This is a genomic window from Pseudomonas carassii, assembly GCF_036324045.1.
GTDB lineage: Bacteria > Pseudomonadota > Gammaproteobacteria > Pseudomonadales > Pseudomonadaceae > Aquipseudomonas > Aquipseudomonas peradeniyensis.
Map to the genome: position 1 here is coordinate 63,684 of NZ_JAZDCT010000026.1, position 23,033 is coordinate 86,716.

Sequence of the window (23,033 nt, forward strand, 5' to 3'; positions counted from 1 at the left end):
CCATGCGTGTGCTGATCATCGAAGACGAAGAGAAAACCGCCGACTACCTGCATCGCGGCCTTACCGAGCAGGGCTTCACCGTCGACCTGGCCCGTGACGGCATCGACGGCCTGCACCTGGCCCTGGAAGGCGACTACGCGGTGATCGTGCTCGACGTGATGCTGCCGGGCCTGGATGGCTATGGCGTGTTGCGCGCACTGCGGGCGCGCAAGCAGACGCCGGTGATCATGCTCACCGCCCGCGAGCGGGTCGAGGACCGTATTCATGGCCTGCGCGAAGGCGCCGACGACTACCTGGGCAAGCCGTTCTCGTTCCTCGAACTGGTCGCCCGCCTGCAGGCGCTGACCCGGCGCAGTGCCATTCATGAGCCCTTGCAGATCCAGGTGGCGGACCTGTGGATCGACCTGATGGCGCGCAAGGCCACCCGCGCGGGATCGCGCCTGGACCTGACCGCCAAGGAGTTCTCGCTGCTCAGCGTGCTGGCCCGGCGCCAGGGCGAGATCCTGTCCAAGACCGCCATCGCCGAGCTGGTCTGGGACATCAACTTCGACAGCGACGCCAATGTCGTCGAGGTGGCCATCAAGCGCCTGCGCGCCAAGCTCGATGGGCCATTCGACAACAAGCTGCTGCATACCATTCGAGGCATGGGTTATGTCCTGGAGCACCGTGGATAGCCCAGGGGGCGCTGCGCGCCCCTTTCGCGGCACAAGGCCGCACCTACAGGGAGACGTGATCCTCTGTAGGAGCGGCCTTGTGCCGCGAAAGGGCTGCGCTGCAGCCCCCAGGGAGATTTGCCCATGACCCTTTTGCCCAGCAAACCCGGCAACTCCATCGCCCTGCGCCTCTCGGCCCTGTTCACCCTGGTGGCCCTGGCCGTGTTCGTGCTGATCGGCAGCGCCCTGTACCGCCAGGTCGACCGCAGCCTCGACCTGCTACCGGCCGCCGAACTGGACGCGCGCTTCAGCGTGCTCGAATCGACCCTCAACCGCTACGGCACTCCCGAGCACTGGGCCAAGATCAACAACAAGCTCAACCTGCTCAGCGAGGAAGACCGACGCATCCGCTTCTGGGTGGTGAGCAGTAATCCGGCCTTCGAATACGGCCACCCCTCCGAACAGGTGCGCGGCTTCGCCGAGGGCACGCCGGGCATGCGCGACCTGCGCCTGAGCGACAGCCCCTACCCGTACAAGGTGCTGATCAGCGAACTGCCGGCGCTGGGTGAGCGCCCGCCGCTACGCTTTCTGATCGGCATCGACACCGAGACCTTCTGGCAGGCCCAGCACAGCCTGCTGGTGGCCATCGTCGGCCTGGCCGCCTTCGGCGTGCTGCTGGCCTCGCTGCTCGGCTACTGGGTCGCGCGCATCGGCCTCAGACCCCTTCTGGCGCTGTCGGACGAAGCCCAGGCCCTGGCCCCGCCACGCCTGGACGGCCGCCTGCAGACCCGCGACCTGCCGCCGGAGCTGGCGCAGTTCGCCGGCGCCTTCAACGCCGCCCTCGACCGGGTCAGCCAGGCCTATTCGCAACTCGAAGCCTTCAACGCCGACGTCGCCCACGAACTGCGCTCGCCACTGACCAACCTGATCGGCCAGACCCAGGTCGCCCTGACCCGCGGGCGCAGCGCCGAGCACTACTTCGAGGTGCTGCAATCGAACCTCGAAGAACTTGAGCGGCTGCGCAGCATCATCAACGACATGCTGTTCCTGGCCAGCGCCGACCAGGGCAGCAAGGCCACCTCGCTGACCAGCGCGTCGCTGGCCGAGGAGGTGGCCACCACCCTCGACTACCTCGACTACATCCTCGAGGACGCCCAGGTCAGCGTCAGCGTCAGCGGCGACGCCCAGGCCTGTTTCGAAAAGGCCCAGCTGCGCCGGGCGCTGATCAACCTGCTGAACAACGCCGTGCAGCACACCGCGCCGCACCAGGTGATCCAGGTGCGCATCGAGGCGGGCGAGGAACAGGTGAGCATCGCGGTGAGCAACCCGGGGCCGGCAATTGCCGACGAGCACCTGCCGATGCTGTTCGAGCGCTTCTACCGGGTGGATGCGGCCCGCGCCAACAGCGGCGGCGGCAACCACGGACTGGGCCTGGCCATCGTCAAGGCGATCGCCCTGATGCACGGCGGCAGTGTTTTCGTGCACAGCGAAGCCGGCGCCAATACCTTCGGTATCAACTTGCCGAACGCTCAACTACGCGGGTTTGCGGTAAAAGTCTGAGTATTTTTGCCGCGATCATTACTTTTTGCGCAACAGTGCTTATCTGAACAGCCTCTGTTTCCCCGCTGTTTACAGGACTAACTTTAGCCCTGTCTCCATTAGCACTTGCCCCGCAAGAAGGTTGCATCAAATGTCCAACAGTATGGGTATTGCCAGCGTGTTCGTCCTGTCTTCCCTGTTGTTGTCGCCCCTGGCCATGGCCGAAGAATCCCCGGCCTTCGTCGCCCGTAACGCAGAATTTGCCGCTGTTCACCAGGAGGCTCGCGAAGCCTACGCCGCGCAACAAGCCGATGCGGTAAAAGACGCACGGCAGACTGCTTCCAAAGTCTCTGTCGACACCGATGCCGACAGCTGACAGGCCCAACGCCGGTTTCCAGTTTTCCCTTGGCTACACCATGGGCAGTGCCCGTGACGATATGTTAGCCTTTCAAAGCCGCTGCCTTTCAGCGGCTTTTTTTATGCGTCGAAAATATCAGCCTGGCTGTTACGTCTCTAATAAGAACTTGCAGACACGACAATAAAAAACTGCCCCATCGCTTGACCAAAGGAGTTTGTACCGGTGTCTTTTGCGTTTCGTTTCACCCCGTTGTTCGTTGCATTGGCCGCAACGATGCCCGTGGCCGCACAGGCCGATGAAGACAAGGCTGATGGCTTCATCGAGGGTTCCACGCTGAACCTGCATTTCAGAAATGCCTACTTCAACCGTAACCAGCTCAACCGCGAGCAGCGTGACAATCGCGAATGGGGCCAGGGCGCCGTGGCGCGCTTCGAGTCCGGCTACACCCCCGGCGTGATCGGCTTCGGCCTGGACGCCCACGCCATCCTGGGCCTGAAGCTGGACGGTGGTGGCGGCCACGCCGGCACCTCGATCCTGCCAAGCCACGTCAAGGACGATGGCAGCCTGGGCGCGGCGCCGCATTCGTTCTCCACCGCCGGCGGCGCGATCAAGCTCAAGGGCTTCGACACCGAGTTCAAGGCCGGTGACCTGTTCCTCACCAACCCAGTGATCGCCGGTGGCGAAAGCCGCATGCTGCCGCAGACCTTCCGCGGCGTCGCCGTGACCAACCGCAGCTTCGACGGGCTGATGCTCGAAGGCGGCAAGGTCAGCTTCACCAAGCCGTACAACCAGAGCGGCCACCGCCGCATCAACACCTACTACAGCAACCAGACGCGCGAGCAGGACAGCCAGAACCTGAGCTGGGCCGGCGCCTCCTGGAGCGGCACCGAAGGCGTTACCGCCAACGTCTACGCCGCCGAGTTGAAGGACATCTGGAACCAGTACTACGCCGATTTCGACTACACCTACCAGGTCAACGACCTGGTCAGCCTGAACCCGGGCGTGCACTTCTACCACACCCAGGACACCGGCCAGTCGAAGCTGGGCGACATCGACAACAACACCTGGAGCGTGCACTTCACCGTGGCCGCCGGGTACCACAGCGTCACCGCCGCCTACCAGCGGGTCAACGGCGACACGCCGTTCGACTACATCAACCTGGGCGACAGCATCTTCCTCGACAACTCGCGCATGTACTCGGACTTCAACGCGCCGAACGAGCGCTCCTGGAAGCTGCAGTACGACTATGACTTCGCCGGCCTCGGCATGCCGGGCCTGAGCACCTCGCTGTCGTACTCGCGCGGCAAGGCCGACCTGACCAAGGCCAGCCAGGACACCCAGTACTACGCCTTCTATAACGCCGACGGCGAGAATGCCCGGCACTGGGAGCGCGACTTCGACGTGAAGTACGTGTTCCAACAAGGCCAGCTGAAGGACCTGTCGGTGCTGCTGCGCTATGCCACGCACCGGGCCAACGCGGCGTACTCGAACATCCAGGACAATGACGAATTCCGCGTGATCGTGGATTACCCGTTGAACGTGTTCTAACGCAGTCCCCCTGTAGGAGCGGCCTTGTGTCGCGAAAGGGCCGCAACGCGGCCCCAGGTTCCAAAGTGATGCACAGAATGCTGGGGCTGCTTCGCAGCCCTTTCGCGACGCAAGGCCCCACATGGACAGCGCTCCCTGCTTCAACGGTTACGGTTCAACCCAATCTCCAGGTCATTGATCAACGCCTTGGCCATGGCGCTGAGCATCCGCACCGCACTCCCCGCTTTCAGGTCTCCTTCCATTTCCGCCTCGGTGGTCAGGTGCAGGATGCAGTCCTGCAATACCGACAGCTCATCGAATGCCCGGCTCAGGGGCACACCCGGCAGCACGCGATAACACTCAAGAAAGGTCTCGTCGCCCGCGGTGACGGGCATATCGGACTGCTCGCTCATGGCTGCACCTCCAGCGACCTGGCGTGGGCCATCAGGCAGCTCAGCAACCGGCTGAGGATGGAAATGTTATCCACCAGGATCTCGGGACGCTCATCCACGGGAAAGGCCATGTAGACGTCGCAGGTGCGGGTCATCATGGTCATCAGGACAGCGGCATGCTCCCAGACTTCGGCGAGGGGCAGATGGTCGATGATGGAGATGTAGGGGATAGGTGGGTCAGGTACCAGCTTTTTCATATGCGTTTCCCAATGTCATTAAAGGAAACCGCCAGCTCATCCTTTCTCACCAGATAAGGGTGGCAGCCGTACATGGGGTGAGAAAACCGAGGACATCGGAACCCGGCCAGACCTAGGTCTGCCCATGCACAGCTGCCGTAACAGAATGCGGGACCAACATCGTTCGGGTTTCTCACACCCGGTCACCAAATTCGGCGACCCGACGACGTTAGCCCTGATGCATTTCCCCGCCTATCCAGACCCTTCCGGCAGGCACGTAGGATAGGTCCCAAGCACAGCCCGGCTGAAGCATTTGGTTTCAGATTCGGAAATATCGTACAGCCCCTCACCCCTCTGACGGTGTCACCACCACCGTGCAGGTCGTCCCCGCCGCCAGCAGGAACCCCTCCGGCACTTCATCGATATGAATCCGCACCGGCACCCGCTGCGCCAGACGCACCCAGTTGAAGGTCGGGTTCACATCGGCGATCAGCTCGCGGCTCTGCGGGTTGTCGCGGTCGTAGATGCCGCGGGCGATGCTCTCCACATGCCCCTTGATGCGCTCGCCGCTCATCATCTGCAGTTCGGCCACATCGCCCACCTTCACATGGGGCAGCTTGGTCTCCTCGAAGAAGCCGTACACCCAGAACGACTGCTCATCCACCACCGCCATCACCGCCTCGCCGGTACGGGCATAGTCGCCCTTGTGGATGTTCAGGTTGGTCACGTAGCCATCGACGGTGGCGACGATCTGCGTGCGCTTGAGGTTCAGCTCGGCAGCCGCCAGTTGGGCCTGGGCGTGCTGGTAGTCGGCCAACGCCGAATCGGCGATGTTGCTGGCGTCGTCGCGGTTCTCTTTTGAGATCACCAGGTTGTCCAGGTCGGCGCGGCGCCTGGCATTCACCTTGCGCATCTCCCAGGTGGCCTTGCGCGAGGCTACCAGCGCCTTGGCCTGGTCCACCGCCAGCTGGTAGTGCTCGGGGTCGATGCGGATCAGCACGTCGCCCTTCTTCACCCGCTGGTTGTCCTTGACCGGCACGTCCACCACATAGCCCGGCACATCGGCGGCGACGTTGATGATGTCGGCGCGCACCCGGCCGTCGCGGGTCCACGGCGTGGTCATGTAGTGCAGCCACAACTGGCGGCCGATCGCCACGGCAGCGGCCAGCACCAGCAGGGTGGCGATCAGGCTGAAGAACTTTTTCATTGCAGGATTCTCACCAGTAGAGCGACAGCGCCAGGGCGCCGAACAGGCAGACGAACAGCGACAGGCGCAGCAGCGCCGGGTGCCAGAAGAAGCGATAGCCATCAACGCTTGCGATGAACCGGTCCAGGCCCCAGGCCAGGCCCAGGGCGAACAGGAACATCAAGGTCATGGTGGGCATGTACACGCCATGGAAGGCGATCTCACGGGGCATGGTGCAATCCTTTCGCCGGGGCCAGCGGCGACTGTGGGTCGAGCAGGGAGGAACGGATGAAGTGCAGGTAGCTCTGCGCCCGGCGCAGTACCGAGGTGTCGAAGTGCCGGGCGAAGGGTTCGTCGGTGGCCTGCACACGACTGATCGCATGGTCCACCGCCACCAGGGCGCGCTCGTGGTTGCTGGCGCTGGGCTGCAGGAATAGCCGCGCCAGGGCCCGGCCCATCACGCGGATGGCCTGGCGCCAGGGCTGCGACTCGGCGTAGGCCGGGTGGATCGGCGCGCGATCCTGCTCCTTGCGCAGCTCGATGATGGCGTGGCCGATCTCAAGCACGGTGAACATCCAGCCCATCAGCTCGCTCTGCACCTGTGGCTTGCCGGCGGCCAGGCCATAGGCCTGGTGCAGCAGGTCGCGGGTACGGCTCTCGAAGGCCGAGCCCAACCCGCGCAATCGCCCGCCGATGGCGAACAGCACCTGCTCGCGCAGCTCCTGCTCCAGGCGGCTCCACAGCCAGCGGCTGTTGGGCGGCAGGATGATCGCTCCGGCCGCAGCGCAGACGAACATGCCGATGACCATGCCGATGTAGTCATTGATGAAGGTATAGGGGTCATAAACGGTCAGGTTGTTCGGCACCGAACCGATGGCGAAGAACACCAGCAGGCCCAGGCCGTAACCGGCATAGGCCGGGCGCGAGGCGAGGAACGCGCCAAGCACGAACACCGGCGCCAACACCATGCACAGCAGCGGAAAACCGTCGATCCAGGGGAACACGAAGAACGTCTCGAAGAACCCGACGAAGGCGCCGATCGCCGTGCCGCAGGCCATCTGGAACGACATGCGCTTGGGGTTCGGCGAGGCCGCCGACAGGCCCACGGTGACGGTGGCGATCAGGGTCATCATGGCGCCGCTGGGCCAGTCGCTGAGCAGCCAGTAGCTGCCCAGCAACAGCAGCACTGCCGAGGCGCGCACACCGGCGGCCAGCGATACCAGCCAGCTGGTCTGGGCCACGTAGGGCTCGTCCCACTGTTCGCGCTCGTGCTTGTGCACGGCCAGCGAGGCATGGGTCTCGGCGTAGCTGTACATCTCCTCGACGAAGCGGTAGAGCAGCTCGAAGGCGGTGTGGAAATCGAGCAGGTCGGACTCGCTCGGGTTGGTCTCCAGGTACTCGGCGCGTAAGCCTCGCACCTGGGCCTGCAGGCCTTCCTTGTAGGTGCCCAGCTCCAGGGCCAGGCGCAAGGCATCAGCGTCGGTCAGAGCCCGACCGACATAGGGCTGCAGCAGCTCGGCCAGGGTGTCCAGGCCGGGCTCGATGGCGCCGACGATCTGCAACGGGCCACGGGCGCGCAGACGCTCCAGCAACCGGTGCAAGGCATTGAAGCGCGTGGTGATGGCCATGAACTCGCTGTTCATGCGCACCAGGCGGCCCGAGCGCCGGCGCATGTGCGGGTCTTCGAAGGCGGTGACGTTGCGCAGGCTCTCCAGGCCCACCGCCTCGGCGACGAAGCGCACGTTGCTGGTCTCGAAGCGGTCGCGCTGGCTGTCGCCGCGCAGGGCCTCGACCACCACCCCGGCAAACACGCCGAAGCGCTGGTACAGGGCGTTGCGCATGGCGGCACTGGCCGACTGCGGCAGGATCGCGGCACTGACGAAAGTCGAGACCAGAATCCCCAGGGCGATCTCCAGCACCCGCCACACCGCCGCCATGAACGCCTGGTCGGGGTGCTGCAGCACTGGCAGGCCGATCATCGCCGCCGTGTAACCGGCCAGCACGAAGCCATAGGCGCGGAAGGTGCGGTAGCGCATGGCCCCCGCCGAGCACAGGCCGACCCACAGCGCCAGGCTGGGCAGGAACAGCTCGGTGTTCTGCGGGAAGATCGCCATCAGCGCGACCATCATCGCCGAGCCGGCAAGCGTCCCCAGCACCCGGTAGAAGCTCTTGGCGAACACATGACCACTCTGCGGCTGCATGACGATGAACACGGTGATCATCGCCGTGCGCGGCTGCGGCAGCTCCAGGCGCATGGCCAGCCACAGGGTGATGAACGCGGCGGCCAGCACCTTGAAGATGTAGACCCAGGTGACCCCGTCGGTGCGCGCCCAGGCGAAGAAGCCCCGGCGCCACTCCAGACTGCGCAGCCAGCGCAGGGGCAAGCTCGGTGTGCTCATTCGGCGTGGTCCGGCTGGTCGAAGATGGCCAGGGTGGCCGGCGTTTTCGGTGCGGCCTGGCGTTCTTGATCGGGCACATCCTTGCCCGCCTCCAGGCCGCCGCCCAGGGCGGTGACCAGCTCGGCGTGGGCGGTCAGGCGCGCGGCCTGCACCTGCTGCTGCACCTGTTGCTGGCGGAACAGCAGGGTCTGGGCGTTGAGCACGTTGAGGTAATCGGTCAGGCCACGCTGGAAGGCAACAGTGGCGATGTCGTAGGTCTTCTGCGCGGCGGCCACGGATTCGGCGGCGAAATGCGCCTGCTCCTTCATCGACTCGCGGCGGATCAGCTGGTCGGAGATGTTCTTCAGCGCGCCGATCACCGTCTGGTTGTAGCGCGCCACGGCCACGTCATAGCCGGCCGAGGCCACGCCCAGCTGCGAGCGCAGGCGGCCGCCGTCGAAGATCGGCAGGCTGATGGCCGGCCCTACGTTGTAGTTGAACTTGCGCCCGGTGAGGAACTCCAGCGGGCCGCCGCCGGTGGCCATGAAGCCAAGGCCGCCGACCAGGTCGACGTTGGGGAAGAAGCCGGCGTGGGCCACATCGATGCCACGGGCCTGGGCCGCCACCTGCCAGCGGCTGGCGACCACGTCGGGGCGCTGGCCGACCAGCTCGGCGGGCAGGTTCGACGGCAGTTTCAGCGGCGAGCCGAGGGTCAGGGTCGGGCGTTGCAGCTTCGCCCCCTCCCCTGGCCCCTTGCCGGCCAGGGCCGCCAGCTGATTGCGGGTCAGGGCGATCTCTTCGTTGAGGCTGTCGATCTGGCGGTGGGTTTCCGGCAGCGGCGCCTCGGCCTGGCTGACCTCGAAATGGGTGCCGATGCCACCGTCGAGGCGACGCTTGGCCAGGGCGACGATCTGCTCCTGCTGCGCAAGCTCGGCCTGGACGATATCGCGCCGGGCGTAATGCAAGCTGAGCTGGATATAGGCGCGCACCACGTTGTTCTCAAGCTCCAGCTGAGCCTGACGCGCCTCGGCGACGCTCATGTGTGCCTGGTCCACGGCCTGCTCGCTGGCATTGCGCTCGCGGCCCCACAGGTCCAGGGCGTAGCTGAAACCGATGGCGGCATTGTTGTCCCAGGTGTTGGCGCCGGACAGCGCGCCCGGGCCGTAGAACTGATCCTCGGGCCAGTTGTGGCGCTTGAGGGTGGCGTTGCCGTTGGCCTGCAGTTTTTCCGCCGACTCGACCACACCGGCCATGGCCTTGGCTTCACGCACCCGAGCGGCGGCCATGGCCATGCTCGGGCTGCCGGCCAGGGACTGGGCGATCCAGGCGTCGAGCTGCGGGTCGCCGTAGGCACGCCACCATTGCTGGGCCGGCCAGTGGGCGTCGCGCGCGGCCTCGCGGATCGCGGCGTCGGTGGTCAGTTGGTTGGCTTGGAGGGTCTTGCTTTGCGGGGCGATGCCCCAGGTTCCGATACAGCCGCTCAAGGTGAGACAAAGGGCACAGGCACTGAACGCATGGAGCGCTCTGATGTGGCGACGCGGCACAGCTGCGATTTCCCGAGGAAGAGGTGGAGGGGCCGGGCAATTCTAGGGGCGGGTTTCATTGGCGATAAGCGCATATTCCTGCGAATCTTTGTTACCAAAACAGCGATAATCCGGCTTTAGTCGGAAGCGAAATTCCGCAACTTCATGTCACAATTTTGTCCTCTAAACCGAGAGTGACCCATGGACACCCTGCAAAACATGCGTGCTTTCAGTTGCGTGGCCCAGCTCGGCAGCTTCACCGCTGCCGCGGCGCAACTGGATACGACCACCGCGAACGTGTCGCGGGCGGTCTCCAACCTGGAAGCCCATCTGCAAACCCGCCTGCTCAACCGCACCACCCGGCGCATCGCGCTGACCGAGGCCGGCAAGCGCTACCTGATGCGCTGCGAACAGATTCTTACCTACGTGGAAGAAGCCGAGGCCGAGGCCAGCGACGCCCACGCCCGCCCCGCCGGACAGTTGAAGGTGCATTCGATGACCGGCGTCGGCCAGCACTTCGTGGTCGATGCCATCGCCCGCTACCGCGAGTCGCACCCGGACGTGACCTTCGACCTGACCATGGCCAACCGCGTGCCCGACCTGCTGGACGAGGGCTACGACGTGTCCATCGTGCTGGCCAGCGAGCTGCCGGACTCGGGCTTCGTCTCGCAGCGCCTGGGCATCACCTACAGCATCGTCTGCGCCTCGCCCGAGTACGTGGCCCGCCACGGCAGCGCGCACAAGCCGGCCGACCTGCTCAAGCACGCCTGCCTGCGCATGGTCAGCCCGGTGATCCCGCTGGAGAAGTGGCTGTTCGACGGGCCGGAAGGCCAGGAGATGGTCAACATCACCACCTCGCCGTTCCAGGTCAACTCGGCGGACGCGATGAAGACCGCGATCCGCAGCGGCATGGGCGTGGGCGTGCTGCCGATCTATTCGGCCATCGACGGCCTGCGCGACGGCAGCCTGGTGCGGATCATGCCGGAGTACCGCCTGCAGGAGCTGAACCTGTACGCGATCTACCCGTCGCGCCAGTACCTGGATGCCAAGATCAAGACCTGGGTCGAGTACCTGCGCAACTCACTGCCGGAGATTCTTGCCGCCCATGAGGCCGACCTGAAGACCCATGAGCTGCTGATCGCCAACTGAAGAAAGCGGCTGCATTGAGGGTGGGGACAATGGTAGGTTGCTAACCATTGATTCCAGCGTCTGGCAGACAGGGTCATGGGAGGGCTTCGCCCTCCATCGCGGCACAAGGCCGCTCCTACAGGGTTACGCGGTACCTGTAGGAGCGGCCTTGTGCCGCGAAAGGGCCGCACAGCGGCCCTGCTCTTCTGCCCGGCTCCACCTCACGCCTTGCAGAGAAGCAGCCCGATGAAAAAGACCGTCCTGGCCTTCAGCCGCATCACGCCCGCCATGGCCGAACGCCTGCAACAAGACTTCAACGTGATCGTGCCGAACCCGAAACTCGGCGACATCAGCGCCCAGTTCAACGAAGCCCTGCCCGAGGCCCACGGCCTGATCGGTGTCGGTCGCAAACTCGGCCGCGCGCAGCTCGAAGGCGCGGGCAAGCTGGAAGTGGTGTCCAGCGTCTCGGTCGGCTACGACAACTACGACCTGGACTACTTCAACGAACGCGGCATCGCCCTGACCAACACCCCCGACGTGCTCACCGAAAGCACCGCCGACCTGGGCTTTGCCCTGATCATGGGCTGCGCCCGACGCACCGCCGAGCTGGACGCCTGGACCAAGGCCGGCCACTGGCAGGCCACCGTCGGCCCGGCGCAGTTCGGCTGCGATGTGCACGGCAAGAAGCTGGGCATCGTCGGCATGGGCAACATCGGCGCGGCCATCGCCCGTCGTGGCCGCTTCGGTTTCAACATGCAGGTGCTATACACCGGCAACAGCCGCAAGACCGCACTGGAACACGAACTGGGCGCGCAGTTCCGCAGCCTGGACGCACTGCTGGGCGAAGCCGATTTCGTCTGCCTGGTGGTGCCGCTGTCCGAGGCCACCCGCAAGCTGATCGGCGCCCGCGAGCTGCAACTGATGAAGCCCAGCGCGTTCCTGGTCAATATCGCCCGCGGACCGGTGGTGGACGAGGCGGCGTTGGTCGAGGCACTGCAGAATGGCACCATTCGCGGCGCCGGGCTGGATGTGTACGAAAAGGAGCCACTCGCCGATTCGCCGCTGTTCAAGCTGCCCAACGCCTTGACCCTGCCGCACATCGGCTCGGCCACTGCTGAAACCCGCGAGGCCATGGCCAACCGGGCGCTGGACAACCTGCGCGCGGCGTTGCTGGGTGAGCGACCACGGGACCTGGTGAATCCGCAGGTGTGGAAGGGCTGAAGTCTTCATTACACACCCGCCCAGCCAGGTCGGCGCACAGCATTTCGCTGGCATCGATACTGCAAAAATTGATGAACAGGGTCTTGAGAAGGGCTTGGCAGCACAGGTGCCGAGCCTTCGTCACCAAGGGTTCGGCACCTCGGACTCTGAAGGCACCTTCATGATCAGCAGCACCGCGTTATCAACCCGGTAGATCGCAAAGAACCTAGTATCGATCAGTGGCTGGGCGTCGAGCGCCGTTGCCCGCTCGACCATGCTCTTCGGGGCACCAACCACGTTCATCAGGCCAACCCGCGGCATCGTTTCGGTCAACGTCCAGAAGCGGATGTTGAGGATCTTGCGCAACGCCGGCATGGCCTTGAGCGTGCCACTAGCGGCAGGTAGCCACAGGCCCTTGCTGTCCCAGTCATAAAAGTAGATGCGATCAACACCCTGAAGCGCAGGATGGGTTTCGATCGTCGTGGCCAGCGATTGGACAAACGCCCGATGCAGCTCTTTCTGTGCCACCAGCACCCGACCATAAGCGAACGACATCGACAACATCAGCACAAGGGGCAGCAACAGCACCCACCCCAGCCGCGGGTGCATGGTGATCAAGGCCCGCCGCGCCAGGAATGCAAGCAACACCATGGCCGCGCCGCAGCCCATGAGCAAGCGAGCCCCGTGATCGAAATACGCAAGCAAGAGCGCCAGCCCCGGTATCAGGATGAATGATATGGGTAATGACAACAGCACCAACAGCCCCAGCCCGCATTTCTCCAGCAACCTATCGGGTCCGGCCTGCACCTGCTGCAACACCAGCGTGAGGCCGACCACCGCGAGCAGCAGAATGCCGATGGCCAACAAGGCGTTGCCCGGGGTGACCAACAAGGCCAGGTCCTGCACCACCAGCTCCATCCGAGCGAGGATTTCTCCAGGCCAATGGGCATCGATGGGAAGTAGCGCGGTGCGTGGAACGGTGATCAACCGATAGGCCGTCAAGCGATAGATCAGGCAACCTGCCACCAGTTGCGCAAGACGCAACGCCAAGTGCCTGGCGACCGATCTGAAAGCGGCGCCCTTATCGGCCTGGCGCAGTATCTCGATGCAACAGAGGATGGCAAAGACGTTAACAGCGGGCTGGTACAGGCTGAGCGCCGCGGTAATCAGCAGGCCTCCGATCAGACAGCGCCAAAAATCGCTCACCCCAATGGTGATTGCCCATACGCAGACTGCCAAGGACAGCCCCATGGCCGGTCCATCGTACTGGTAGCTGAGGTTCTGCAAGAAGAACGGGCTGAACCAGAGCGGTAATACCACAAGCGTGTCGGCCAGCCCGGGACGCTCGAAATACGTCGCCGTCAGGCTTGCAAAGGCCCTGGCAACAACGACCACCGATAGTAGCAGCGGCAGTGGAAACAGATCCGGCGCCGCCGCGACGCCACCCAACCCCGAATATAACCAGTCGACCAGTACCCGCCCTTGTTCGGCCCATGAAACGGCTTGACCATTGATCTTGCCTGCCAGCATCGAACGCCAGATGTCGTCGAGGTACAGGAAGTCGGCCAGCACCAGCGGCAATACATGAAACCCCATCGCCAACATGAAGGCCAACCACAGCTGGTTCTGCGACAACACCGTGCTTCCTGGCTGGGGGGCCTGCATTTTTTTTAATCCAAGCGGGTGGTGATAAGCCCACTCTCCGCGAATCAATTCTGGTGCGCACCTGGTAAATCTAACAGTTGCACACGGAAGTCACCTGTGGATCCCGAGCACTGGCGCCGGCAGGCTAGGCTTGCGAAACACCAGCACATTCCCAGCCATCACCGCCACCAGGCCCAGCAACGCCGGCGCCGTCCATTGGTAGCCCTCGGCGAACGCCGACACATTCAACGCCACCAGCGGGAACAGTACGGTGCAATAGGCTGCCCGCTCCGGCCCCATGCGTCCGACCAGGGTCAGGTAGGCGGTGAAGGCGATCACCGAGCCCGGGATCACCAGGTACAGCAGCGAGCCGATGTAGCGGGCGCTCCACTCCATGTCGAAGGGGATGCCCTTTGCCAGGCAGTACACCGCCAGCATCGAGGCGCCATAGAGCATGCCCCAGGCATTGGTGGTCATCGGCTTGAGCCCAGCCTTCTGCTGCACGCTGGACAGCATGTTGCCGGCCGAGAAGCACAGCGTGCCGAGCAGGCCCAGCCCCAGGCCGTACAAGGTCTCGCGGCTGGCGGCGTGGTGCGAGAGCTCCGGCCAGAACAGCAGCCCCAGGCCGAGCAGGCCCAAGGCGCCGCCACCGAGCACATTGGCGGCGATCTTCTGGCCGAAGAAGATCCGGGCGTTGATGGCGTTCCACAAGGTGGCGGTGGAGAACACCACGGCGATCAGGCCGGTGGCAACCCACTGGCTGGCGGTAAGGAAGCACATGAAGTTGACGCAGAACAGGCAGAACCCCTGGGCCAGGCACACCAGGTGACCACGCCGGTTCATCGGTTGCAGGCGGCGGGTGAGCAGCAGGAAGGCGAACAGGATCAGCCCGGCCAAGGCGAAGCGGTAGACGATCGACACCGGGATGGCGACCTCGCCCAGCTGCAGTTTCAAGGCGATCCAGGTGGTGCCCCAGATCAGGACGGTGAGCAGGTAGAGCGACAGGTTCATGATGGACTCCCTCGACAGGTATCAGGCCTATCGCGGGGCAAGCCCGCTCCCACAGGGCGCATGCGACCTCGGTGGGAGCGGGCTTGCCCCGCGATGAAAAACCCATGAGCCCAGTGTCTTGCGCCATCGCTGTTCGGCGCTTGCATAAACTTGCGCTTTTCCTCCCCGGCTAGCTGCCATCCCGGCGCTGGCGCAGTACGATGGCCAGCAGAGGAACCGCCCATGCCCCCACTCGATCACCTGCAGGTCTTCAACGTCCTGAACGCCTCGCCCCACGCCCGGCTGGAGCTGAGCGCGCACCTGGGCGACGGGTTGGCGGCAGCCTTGTGGAGCAACCGCGACGATGCCCGCGACTACCAGGCGCCCAGCCATCACACGCTGTCGTGCTACATCGCCGACGGCACCGGCACCTTCCGCCGCCAGCGCCCTGGCGATCGCGGCGCGCCGGACAAGCTGTGCGTCATGCCCGCCGGCCATGAGTCGAACTGGGTGATCAACGGTCCGATCCGCCTGGCCCACCTGTATATCAGCGAGGAACAGTTCGCCCTCGGCTGCACCCGCCTGCTGGACCGCGAGCCCCGGGAGATGCAACTGCGCGAGGCAACTTTCCTCGACGACCCGCAACAGGCCCGGCGCTTTCGCGAGCTGATCGGTCTGGACTGGGCCGAGCCCGGCGAGCGCCTGCTGGCCAGCAGCCTGGCCCACGACATCATCGACCATGCCGTACTCAACCAGGTCGGCCTGCGCCAGGGGCTCAAGCTCAAGGGTGGGCTGGCGCCGCACCAGCGTCGGCAACTGGTGGACTATATCGAGGCCAACCTCGACCAGCCGCTGACGCTGGGGGAGCTGGCGCTGCGCTGCAACTTGTCCGAGTACCACTTCGCGCGGATGTTCCGGGCGAGTTTCGGCCTGCCGCCGCACCAGTACCTGCTGGCCCGGCGGCTGCAGCGGGCGTGCCGGTTGCTGCGCCTGGGTACGTTGCCCCTGGGCGAGGTGGCGTTGTTGTGCGGGTTTGCCAGTGCCAGCCATTTCAGCAACCGGTTCAGGCAGGCGCTGGGGGCGACGCCGGGGGCGTATCGGGCTGCGTTTGCCGGTTGAATCCTGGGGCCGCGCTGCGGCCCATTCGCGGCACGAGGCCGCTCTTACAGGAGACCGCGTACCTCTGTAGGAGCGGCCTCGTGCCGCGAATGGACCGCAACGCGGTCCCGGCGATCTAGAACTCGAAGGTACTCGACAAGCTCACCTGCCGCGCATCCCCCACCGCGACGAAGTACCGGTTCACCGCCGAGCTGTAATACACCTTGTCGAACAAGTTCTTCACGTTCAACTGCAACCGCACCTTGTGCTCGTCCAACTTCGTTTCATAACTGGCAAAGGCATCGGCCACGGTGTACGCCGGCAGGTCGAAATCATTGGTAGCATTCCCCGCACGTTCACCCACATAGCGCGCACCGGCCCCCAGCCTCAGGCGATCGCCACCGAACAGGCTGCCATAGTCATACACCGCCGACAGCGAACCACTGTGCCGGGCGACGTTCTGCAGGCGATTGCCCTTGAGCTGCGGGTCCTTGGTCACCTCGGCGTCGGTGAAGGCGTAGGCGCCGATCAGGCTCCAGCGCTCGCTGAGCTGGCCGGTCAGGTCCAGTTCGACGCCCCGTGAGCGCACTTCGCCCGCGTTGCTGTAGAGAATGGTGCCCGGCTGGGTGTCACCATCGGCCACCAGCACGTTGCGCTTGGTGATGTCGAACAACGCCAAGGTACCGGTCAGCGCCCCCGGCACATCGAGCTTGGCCCCCAGTTCCCACGACTTGCCCTCCTCCGGCGCGATGCCTGAGTCCAGGGTCAGGGTGCGGCCACCGCCGATGCTCAGCGGGGCGATGGTCGAGTTGGGCTTGAACGACTCGCTGTAGCTGCCATAGAACGACAACTGGTCATCGACCTTGTACACCACGCCCGCGTGGGGCACCCAGGTCTGGTCGCTGGTGTCGGTATTGACGTTGAACGGCCGGCCGCGACCGGCGTACTGGTCGTATTGCTGGAAGCGCCCGCCAGCCACCAGGATCCAGTGCTCGTCCAGGTGCCAGGCGTCCTGCAGGAACAGCGAGTCAGTGCGCAGCTTGTCGGTCTGGTCGCTGTCGGTGGCGCGCACGCTGGTGCCTTGCACTTCGCGGTCATACACCGGATTCAGGTAGCTGAAGGTCGAGCGGCTGTTCTGCCGGATCAGGTCGGCGCGGTAGACCTTGCGGTCCTCGTGATCGACCCCCACCACCAGGTCGTGGCGCATGCCCGCCAGCTCGACACTGCCATTGAGGCTGAGGGTGGCGAACTGGTCGCGGCTCAGGGCGCCCAGGGTGCCGTCGATGCTGCGCGCCAGCGTGCCGGCGCTTTCATCCACGCCAGTCACGCGGACCTGGCTGGCGTCGTAGGTCTCGCGGTTGAAGCTGTAGCCGAAGTGCAGTTTCCAGTCGTCGGCCAGGCGATGATCGACCTCCAGGCGGTACAGGTCGGAACGGCCCTCCATGTCGTTGAACGGCTCGTCGAGACGACGGGTGGCGGGAATGTTCAACGGGTGGCCGTCGCTGCCGAAGGCGGTGCCGCGGTCGAACGGATAAAGAAACTCGCGGTGCTCATAGGCCAGCACCACCTGGGTGTCCTCGCCGTACCAGGCCAGCGACGGCGCCACCAGCGACTCGCGGTGCACACCGTAGTTGCGCCAGTAGTCCTCGTCCTCGTGATCGACGATCAGGCGGTAGGCCAAGTTGCTGTCACCCAACGCCCCGGTGCTGTCCAGGCCGCCGCCGCTGCCGTTCTTGCCGCTGCCATAGGTCGAGCCGCGCAGGGTCAGGGCGTTGTACTGCTGCAGTTGCGGGCGCTTGCTGACCACGTTGATTACCCCGCCCGGGTCCTGGATGCCATACAGCAGCGAGGCCGGCCCCTTGAGCACCTCGACCCGCTCGGTGCTGGCGTTGAGGGCGCGGCCCTGCACGATCGGCATGCCGTCGCGCATGATCGAGCCGTCGCGGTTGTCGCCGAAGCCGCGCTTCATTACGGTGTCGGCGGTGCCGCCGAAATTGTTGCCCTGGGTGATGCCGCTGACGTTGTACAGGGCGTCGTCCAGGTTGCGCGGCGCCTGGTCGCGGATCACCTGGGTCGGGACCACGTTGACGGCCTGGGGGATGTCCAGCGTCGCGCCCTGGCCGCGCATGATCGAGGCACTGGCCGGTGGCTGGTAGCTGTAGTCGTCCAGCTGCGAATTGATGGTGGTGGCCTGCAGGTTCAGCGCGCCGGAGCTGTCGATCGGCTCCAGGGTCAGGGTGCGGGCGTCGATCCGGCGCCAAGCCAGGCCCGAGTTGCCTAGCAACTGCTGCAGCGCCTGGTCGGTGTCGAAGGTGCCGTTCAACGCCGGGGCCTGCACGTCCGGCAGGGCCAGGGTGTAGACCACGCTCTGCCCGGTCGCGCGGCTGAAGGCGTTGAGCGCCTGGGCCAGCGGCTGGCTCGGCTGGGCGAAGCTGTAGACCTGGCTCTGCTGCGCGGCCTGGGCCTGGGGCACAATGCCGATAGCGGGCAGGGAGCAGAGGCCGAACCAGAGCGGGACGCAACGCGGGGTGAACTTCATGGACGCGGACCTGTGAGAGGGATGATCGTTTGCGAATGAATCGCACTTCCACTCACTACACGGATGCCGAGGGGGGATACCTCATCACCTGATCGAAAAATTTTTGCTGCACCGACGTCTTCGCGAGGCAAGCCCGCTCCTACAAGGACCGCGTAAGCCTCGCGATGGCGTCGGAACAGGTCAACGCAATACGGTCAGCCGCCCCAGCACCGTTTGCCGCGAGAAGCCCAGCACCTTGCCCAGCGAATCCAGCGCCGCCAAAGGTTCCGCCACCGGGAAGCTGCCACTGACCCTGCGCTGTCCAAGCTCACCGTCGAGCAACAGGATCCGCCCAGGGTAGTAACGCCCTAGGTCCTCGATCACCTGCGCCAACGGCACCTGGTAATAGTTCAGCCAGCCCTGGCGCCAGGCCAGGCGGTTGTCGCTGTCCACCGCCTCGACCCCACCGGCCACGCCGCCGGCATAGGTCAGTTGCTGGTTGGCCGTCAGCTCGCGGGCCGCCTGCCCTTCGGCCGCCGTCACCGCCACCCGTCCGCTGCGCACGGTGACCTGGGCGCCCTCGCCCTGCCCACGCACCTCGAACTGGGTCCCCAACACCCGCACTTCACCGCCCTGGGCATCCACCAGGAACGGTTCGCCGGTATGGGTCACCTCGAAGAACGCGGCGCCGCGCAGCAACCGCACGCGCCGTTCGCCCTGGGCGAAATCCACCGCCACAGCAGTGCCGGCATCCAGGGTCAGGCGCGAACGGTCGGCCAGGGTCACCTGCCGTACCTGCGCGCCGCTGGAGTAGTCGGCACGCAGGTCCTGCAGCCAGAACTGCGGCTGCCAGCCCGCCGCGCATCCCAGTGCCAGCACAAGACACGCCGCCACCGCCAGGCCGCGCCACGGCCGCTTGCGCGCGGGTCGGCGCATGGCGTCCAGGTACTGTTGCAGGCCCTCTCGCTCCTCGACCGCCAGCCGCGCCGCCGGAGCCTCGCTCAGGCGCCACAGCGCCTGGGCCTCGGCATAGGCCTGGCGATGAGCCGGACTCTCCAGCAACCAACGCTTGAACGCCGCGCCCTCGGCTTGCGCCGGCTGCTGCTGGATGCGCCCCAGCCAGCGCAGGGCAGCCTGGGACTGGGCGGCAGTGATCGGCTGTTCAAGACTCATCGACGGGCGCTCCCTGGCCGGCGCAGTGGGGAGGCGGGTTCGGCGACGCTCGCCTTGCACGCTTCGAGGGCGCGCATCATATGCTTTTCCACCGCGCTCTGGGACAACTGCATGGCCTTGGCGATCTCGCCGTAGGTGCAGCCATGGATGCGGTTGAGCAGGAAGATCTGCCGCGTGCGCTCGGGCAACGCCCGCAGGGCCGTCTCGATACGCTGTAGGTCGTGGTCAACCTCCAGGGCCTGCTCGGGAGCCTGGGCGCCCTGCGGCTCGTCGGGGTCGTGCAGGCCTTCGGCGGCCCGGTCGCGACTGCCCTCGCTGCGCAGGTAATCGATGGCCAGGTTGCTGGCGCTGCGCAGCAGGTAGGTGTCGAGCGCCTCGACCTTCACCTCGGGGCGCCGCCAGAAACGCAGGAACAGGTCCTGGACCAGGTCCGACGCCGTGGCGCGGCAGCCGACGCGCCGGCTGACCAGCGCCTCCATGCGCGCGCGCTGGGCCAGGAACACCTGGAGAAAACGCGCCCGACCGCCGCCGGCTTCGGAGTCGCTCAAGGACCTAGACCGCCAGCACGGCCAGCAGCGGCCCGAGCACCAGGCTGGCGAGCGCCGCCCCGAGCAGCAGGCGCGGCTGGTACGGCAGGCCGAACACCCACAGGGTCACCCCGGCCATCAGCACGGCGATCCATTCCACCAGGCCCAGGGCCCAGCCGCGCCCGTGCACGGCGAAGATCAACGACAGCAGCAGAAAGGCCCAGCCCGCGACCTTCAAGGCTCGCAGTTGCCGGCCCGTGGGCTTGCGCCCGAGCAGGTCGTTGAAGTGTTTTTCCATGGCCAGGCACAGGCCGGCGAAACCGGCGAAGCCCATCAGCGCGACACCCAGCATCAGCTCGCCTCCACGGTCTTGGCGGCGCGTGGCGCACGCTTGGCGACCGGCTTGGGCGCACGCAGCATCTTGCTGGCAGCCCAGGCCAGGAACAGGCCGGTGGCCAGCGCCGTCAGGTCGAAACCGGCCATCGCCCAGTCACCTGCGGCGATGGAGTGGTCCAGGCCTTTGTCGGTGGTCAGCGCGTTGAGCACCGGCAGCAAGGCGAACGCCAGTGCCCCCAGGGTCAGTTGCTCGCCCCAGGCACGGCGCCCGCTGCGCAACATGGCGTGGAGCAATGACGCGCCCCAGGCCAGGAAGAAAACGTTGATCTCCCAATCGGCCCGTCCGGCCATGGCCGTCGGCAGCAGGCGGTTGGCCCAGAAGAACGCCGCCACGCCCAGCAACAGGCCGCTCATGCTGGCGATGTTCAGCACTTCGACCAGGCGCAGCTCGCCGGGCAGGCGCTCGCTCTTGGCATGCTTGAGCTGACGCTTGCCCAGCCACATCACCAGCCCCGTGCCGATCACCGCCGTGCCGGCCACGCCGAAGGCGAAGTACAGCCAGCGCAGCCAGGGCCCGGCGAAATTGCCCATGTGCAGGCCGACGAAGGTGAAGGAGGTGGTCATCGCGGCACTTTCCGGCGCGCCACGGCGCAGCAGTTCGCCACTGACGCCATCGAAGGTCCAGGTGGCGCTGCGCTGGTAGGCGACGCTGTCGGCCGAAGCGCGGGTAAAGGTGACCCGGGCGTTGCGGTCGCCGGGATTGTGAACCTGGATGTAGCCCATGCGCGCGCCCGGCGCCTGTGCCTGGACCTTGGCGTAAAGCTCGCCCAGTGGCGCCAGCGGCGCGGCCTGGGCCGCCGCCTCGGGCACCTCGTCGCGGCCGAACACATCGTTGAAGTAGCCGCTGCTGTCGCCGTAGCTGGCCAGGATGCTGGCCGGCATGACCATGTACATGAAGATCACCAGGCTGCTGTAGCTGATCATCAGGTGGAACGGCAGCACCAGCACGCCGATGGCGTTATGGCCGTCGAGCCAGGAGCGCTGGCCCTTGCCCGGGCGGAAGGTGAAGAACTCCTTGAAGATCTTCTTGTGGGTGATGATTCCGGTGACCAGGCCCAGCAGCATGATGAAGGCGCAGAAGGTCGACAGCCAGCGGCCCCAGGGGTGAGGCATCTGCAGTTGGAAGTGAAAGCGGTAGAAGAACTCGCCGCCACGGCTGTCGCGGGCCTCGACCGTTTCGCCGGTACGCGCGTCGAGGTCCTTGTCGGTGAAACCTCGACGCCCGCCGCCGTTCGGGTCGCGCCAGCTGACGCTCAGCGCCGCCTCGCGCTCGCTGGGCAGGCGGATGAACCAGGTGCTGGCGTGGCCGGCATTGGTTTCGAGGTAACGCTGGGCCAGGCCGAGGCTGCTCACCGGGTCGAGCGGATGACTCTGCACCTCGGGCTGGGTCCAGTGGCTGATCTCTTCCTTGAAGTACGACAGCGTCCCGGTAAGGAAGATGGCGAACAGCAGCCAGCCGAAGATCAGGCCGGTCCAGGTGTGCAGCCAGGCCATGGCCTGGCGGAAGCCTTCTTTCATGGCAGGTTCATCCAGTAGGCCAGTGCATTGATCAGCCCCAGCGCCAGGCTTGGCAACAGCACGCCCAGCCAGGCGCGCCAGGCGCTGCGGCAGGCGAAGCACCAGATGAAGGCGATCAGGTAGAAGACGAACGACAGCATCATCCCGGTCATCGTCGCGTCGGCCTGGGTCATCGGCGCAAGCAAGGTGATGCAGACACTGGCCATCGACGCCAGCAGGTAACCGCCCAGCAACGCGGCCAGGCTGCGTGAAGTCACGGCCAGGCGGTAGCTCAGGGGAAGGCCGGCGGCTTTGCTCTTCATGGCGAGGGTCCGGGAATTGGGGCTGCAATACTAATGATTTCAATTCTCATAAGCAAAGCATGCCGGCGCGAGCGGTTGGCGTGCCTTGCGTCGGCGGCGATTGCCGAACACCGACGGCAGGAATACAATGCGAACAATTCTTACTTCCAGTTGCGCTTTCTGGCGCCGGAGTCGTATCGGTGTCCAGTGCCCTCTCTTCCACCGTCGAAGGCCTCTACCACGCCCATCACAGTTGGCTGACCGGCTGGCTGCGACGACGCCTGGGCTGCCCGCAGAGTGCCGCCGACCTGGCCCAGGACACCTACATGCGCCTGCTCCAGGCCCGCGAGGCGCCGCAGCTGATCGAACCCCGTGCCTTCCTCACCACCGTGGCCAAGCGCGTGCTGTGCAACCACTTCCGCCGCCAGGAGCTGGAGCGCGCCTACCTCGAGGCCCTGGCCCAGCTGCCCGAGCAGGTGGCCCCCAGCGAGGAAGACAAAGCCATCATCCTCGACACCCTGCTCGAACTCGACCGCCTCCTCGATAGCCTGCCGCCGCTGGTCAAGCGCGCCTTCCTGCTGGCCCAGGTCGATGGCCTGGGTCAGGGCGAGATCGCCCGCGAGCTGGGCATTTCCCTGGCGACGGTCAAGCGCTATCTGCACAAGGCGGCCTTGCGCTGTTATTTCACCCTGTGAATCCTACCTTTCGAGGTTTTGCGATTTTTTGGATATGAACGCTCCAATTCAAGATTGCTGGGGCTGCTTTGCA

22 protein-coding genes are annotated in these 23,033 nt (G+C 65.4%); 8 read left to right on the forward strand and 14 right to left on the reverse strand.

The genetic code is table 11. The features are described from left to right. Positions 1–2: 2 nt before the first annotated feature. The 4 genes from V0R62_RS18690 to V0R62_RS18705 all read left to right on the forward strand — a co-directional run bounded on the left by V0R62_RS18690 (position 3) and on the right by V0R62_RS18705 (position 4,098). Positions 3–674, forward strand: coding sequence for a heavy metal response regulator transcription factor (locus V0R62_RS18690; protein WP_028689812.1), 672 nt, complete (start codon positions 3–5; stop codon positions 672–674). Positions 675–797: 123 nt separating this feature from the next. Next, entirely contained in the window at positions 798–2,213 is a 1,416-nt protein-coding gene (locus V0R62_RS18695) for a heavy metal sensor histidine kinase (RefSeq protein WP_330104786.1), read from the forward strand. 130 nt (positions 2,214–2,343) lie between these two features. Beyond that, positions 2,344–2,568 (forward strand): hypothetical protein, encoded by a 225-nt coding sequence (locus V0R62_RS18700; RefSeq protein ID WP_050703787.1) that lies wholly within the window; start codon positions 2,344–2,346, stop codon positions 2,566–2,568. A gap of 204 nt (positions 2,569–2,772) precedes the next feature. Further along, a complete protein-coding gene (locus V0R62_RS18705) occupies positions 2,773–4,098 on the forward strand; it encodes an OprD family porin (RefSeq protein WP_330104787.1) in 1,326 nt (441 codons plus the stop codon). A 140-nt stretch (positions 4,099–4,238) separates the two neighbouring features. Here the strand turns inward: V0R62_RS18705 and V0R62_RS18710 are convergent, their stop codons facing one another. The 6 genes from V0R62_RS18710 to V0R62_RS18735 all read right to left on the reverse strand — a co-directional run bounded on the left by V0R62_RS18710 (position 4,239) and on the right by V0R62_RS18735 (position 9,813). Further along, positions 4,239–4,490, reverse strand: a complete 252-nt coding sequence (locus V0R62_RS18710) for a DUF3077 domain-containing protein (RefSeq protein WP_330104788.1) — start codon at positions 4,488–4,490, stop codon at positions 4,239–4,241. Next, a complete protein-coding gene (locus V0R62_RS18715) occupies positions 4,487–4,726 on the reverse strand; it encodes a hypothetical protein (protein WP_062575113.1) in 240 nt (79 codons plus the stop codon). The genes V0R62_RS18710 and V0R62_RS18715 overlap by 4 nt, the downstream gene beginning before the upstream one ends. Positions 4,727–5,051: 325 nt before the next feature. Continuing rightward, positions 5,052–5,912, reverse strand: a complete 861-nt coding sequence (locus V0R62_RS18720) for an HlyD family secretion protein (RefSeq protein ID WP_330104789.1) — start codon at positions 5,910–5,912, stop codon at positions 5,052–5,054. Between the two features lie 10 nt (positions 5,913–5,922). Next, on the reverse strand, positions 5,923–6,123 hold the full coding sequence (locus V0R62_RS18725; protein WP_028689551.1) for a DUF1656 domain-containing protein: 201 nt from the start codon (positions 6,121–6,123) through the stop codon (positions 5,923–5,925). Beyond that, on the reverse strand, positions 6,113–8,290 hold the full coding sequence (locus tag V0R62_RS18730; RefSeq protein WP_330104790.1) for an FUSC family protein: 2,178 nt from the start codon (positions 8,288–8,290) through the stop codon (positions 6,113–6,115). The genes V0R62_RS18725 and V0R62_RS18730 overlap by 11 nt, the downstream gene beginning before the upstream one ends. Further along, positions 8,287–9,813: an efflux transporter outer membrane subunit gene (locus tag V0R62_RS18735; RefSeq protein ID WP_330104791.1), complete on the reverse strand. Its 1,527-nt coding sequence runs from the start codon at positions 9,811–9,813 to the stop codon at positions 8,287–8,289. The genes V0R62_RS18730 and V0R62_RS18735 overlap by 4 nt, the downstream gene beginning before the upstream one ends. A 180-nt stretch (positions 9,814–9,993) precedes the next feature. Here V0R62_RS18735 and V0R62_RS18740 point away from each other — a divergent pair, with 180 nt between their 5' ends. Both V0R62_RS18740 and V0R62_RS18745 read left to right on the forward strand, forming a co-directional pair. After that, positions 9,994–10,941: a LysR family transcriptional regulator gene (locus V0R62_RS18740; protein WP_028689548.1), complete on the forward strand. Its 948-nt coding sequence runs from the start codon at positions 9,994–9,996 to the stop codon at positions 10,939–10,941. 225 nt (positions 10,942–11,166) lie between these two features. Then, positions 11,167–12,141, forward strand: a complete 975-nt coding sequence (locus V0R62_RS18745) for a 2-hydroxyacid dehydrogenase (RefSeq protein ID WP_330104792.1) — start codon at positions 11,167–11,169, stop codon at positions 12,139–12,141. 120 nt (positions 12,142–12,261) lie between these two features. On the opposite strand, the gene V0R62_RS18750 is transcribed toward V0R62_RS18745, so the two are convergent. Continuing rightward, on the reverse strand, positions 12,262–13,755 hold the full coding sequence (locus tag V0R62_RS18750; protein ID WP_330104793.1) for a glucosyltransferase domain-containing protein: 1,494 nt from the start codon (positions 13,753–13,755) through the stop codon (positions 12,262–12,264). 120 nt (positions 13,756–13,875) lie between these two features. Beyond that, complete coding sequence (locus tag V0R62_RS18755; protein ID WP_330104794.1) at positions 13,876–14,775, reverse strand: DMT family transporter; 900 nt, start codon at positions 14,773–14,775, stop codon at positions 13,876–13,878. A gap of 222 nt (positions 14,776–14,997) precedes the next feature. Between V0R62_RS18755 and V0R62_RS18760 the strand changes: the two genes are divergently transcribed. Further along, positions 14,998–15,873, forward strand: a complete 876-nt coding sequence (locus V0R62_RS18760) for an AraC family transcriptional regulator (RefSeq protein WP_330104795.1) — start codon at positions 14,998–15,000, stop codon at positions 15,871–15,873. 115 nt (positions 15,874–15,988) lie between these two features. Here V0R62_RS18760 and V0R62_RS18765 read toward each other — a convergent pair whose 3' ends face one another. The 6 genes from V0R62_RS18765 to V0R62_RS18790 form a co-directional block, all read right to left on the reverse strand. Beyond that, positions 15,989–18,391 carry a TonB-dependent siderophore receptor gene (locus tag V0R62_RS18765; protein WP_330104796.1) on the reverse strand — a complete coding sequence of 801 codons (2,403 nt, stop codon included), beginning with the start codon at positions 18,389–18,391 and terminating at the stop codon, positions 15,989–15,991. Positions 18,392–18,571: 180 nt separating this feature from the next. Beyond that, positions 18,572–19,543 (reverse strand): FecR family protein, encoded by a 972-nt coding sequence (locus V0R62_RS18770; protein ID WP_330104797.1) that lies wholly within the window; start codon positions 19,541–19,543, stop codon positions 18,572–18,574. Beyond that, positions 19,540–20,091 (reverse strand): RNA polymerase sigma factor, encoded by a 552-nt coding sequence (locus tag V0R62_RS18775; RefSeq protein ID WP_330104798.1) that lies wholly within the window; start codon positions 20,089–20,091, stop codon positions 19,540–19,542. The genes V0R62_RS18770 and V0R62_RS18775 overlap by 4 nt, the downstream gene beginning before the upstream one ends. Positions 20,092–20,095: 4 nt before the next feature. Next, positions 20,096–20,422: a DUF3325 domain-containing protein gene (locus V0R62_RS18780; protein ID WP_330104799.1), complete on the reverse strand. Its 327-nt coding sequence runs from the start codon at positions 20,420–20,422 to the stop codon at positions 20,096–20,098. Further along, a complete protein-coding gene (locus tag V0R62_RS18785) occupies positions 20,422–21,984 on the reverse strand; it encodes a PepSY-associated TM helix domain-containing protein (RefSeq protein ID WP_330104800.1) in 1,563 nt (520 codons plus the stop codon). The genes V0R62_RS18780 and V0R62_RS18785 overlap by 1 nt, the downstream gene beginning before the upstream one ends. After that, positions 21,981–22,286 (reverse strand): DUF3649 domain-containing protein, encoded by a 306-nt coding sequence (locus V0R62_RS18790; RefSeq protein ID WP_186712930.1) that lies wholly within the window; start codon positions 22,284–22,286, stop codon positions 21,981–21,983. Before V0R62_RS18790 ends, V0R62_RS18785 begins: the two co-directional genes overlap by 4 nt. Before the next feature lie 179 nt (positions 22,287–22,465). Between V0R62_RS18790 and V0R62_RS18795 the strand changes: the two genes are divergently transcribed. Then, on the forward strand, positions 22,466–22,960 hold the full coding sequence (locus V0R62_RS18795) for a sigma-70 family RNA polymerase sigma factor (protein WP_330104801.1): 495 nt from the start codon (positions 22,466–22,468) through the stop codon (positions 22,958–22,960). Positions 22,961–23,033 lie beyond the last annotated feature (73 nt).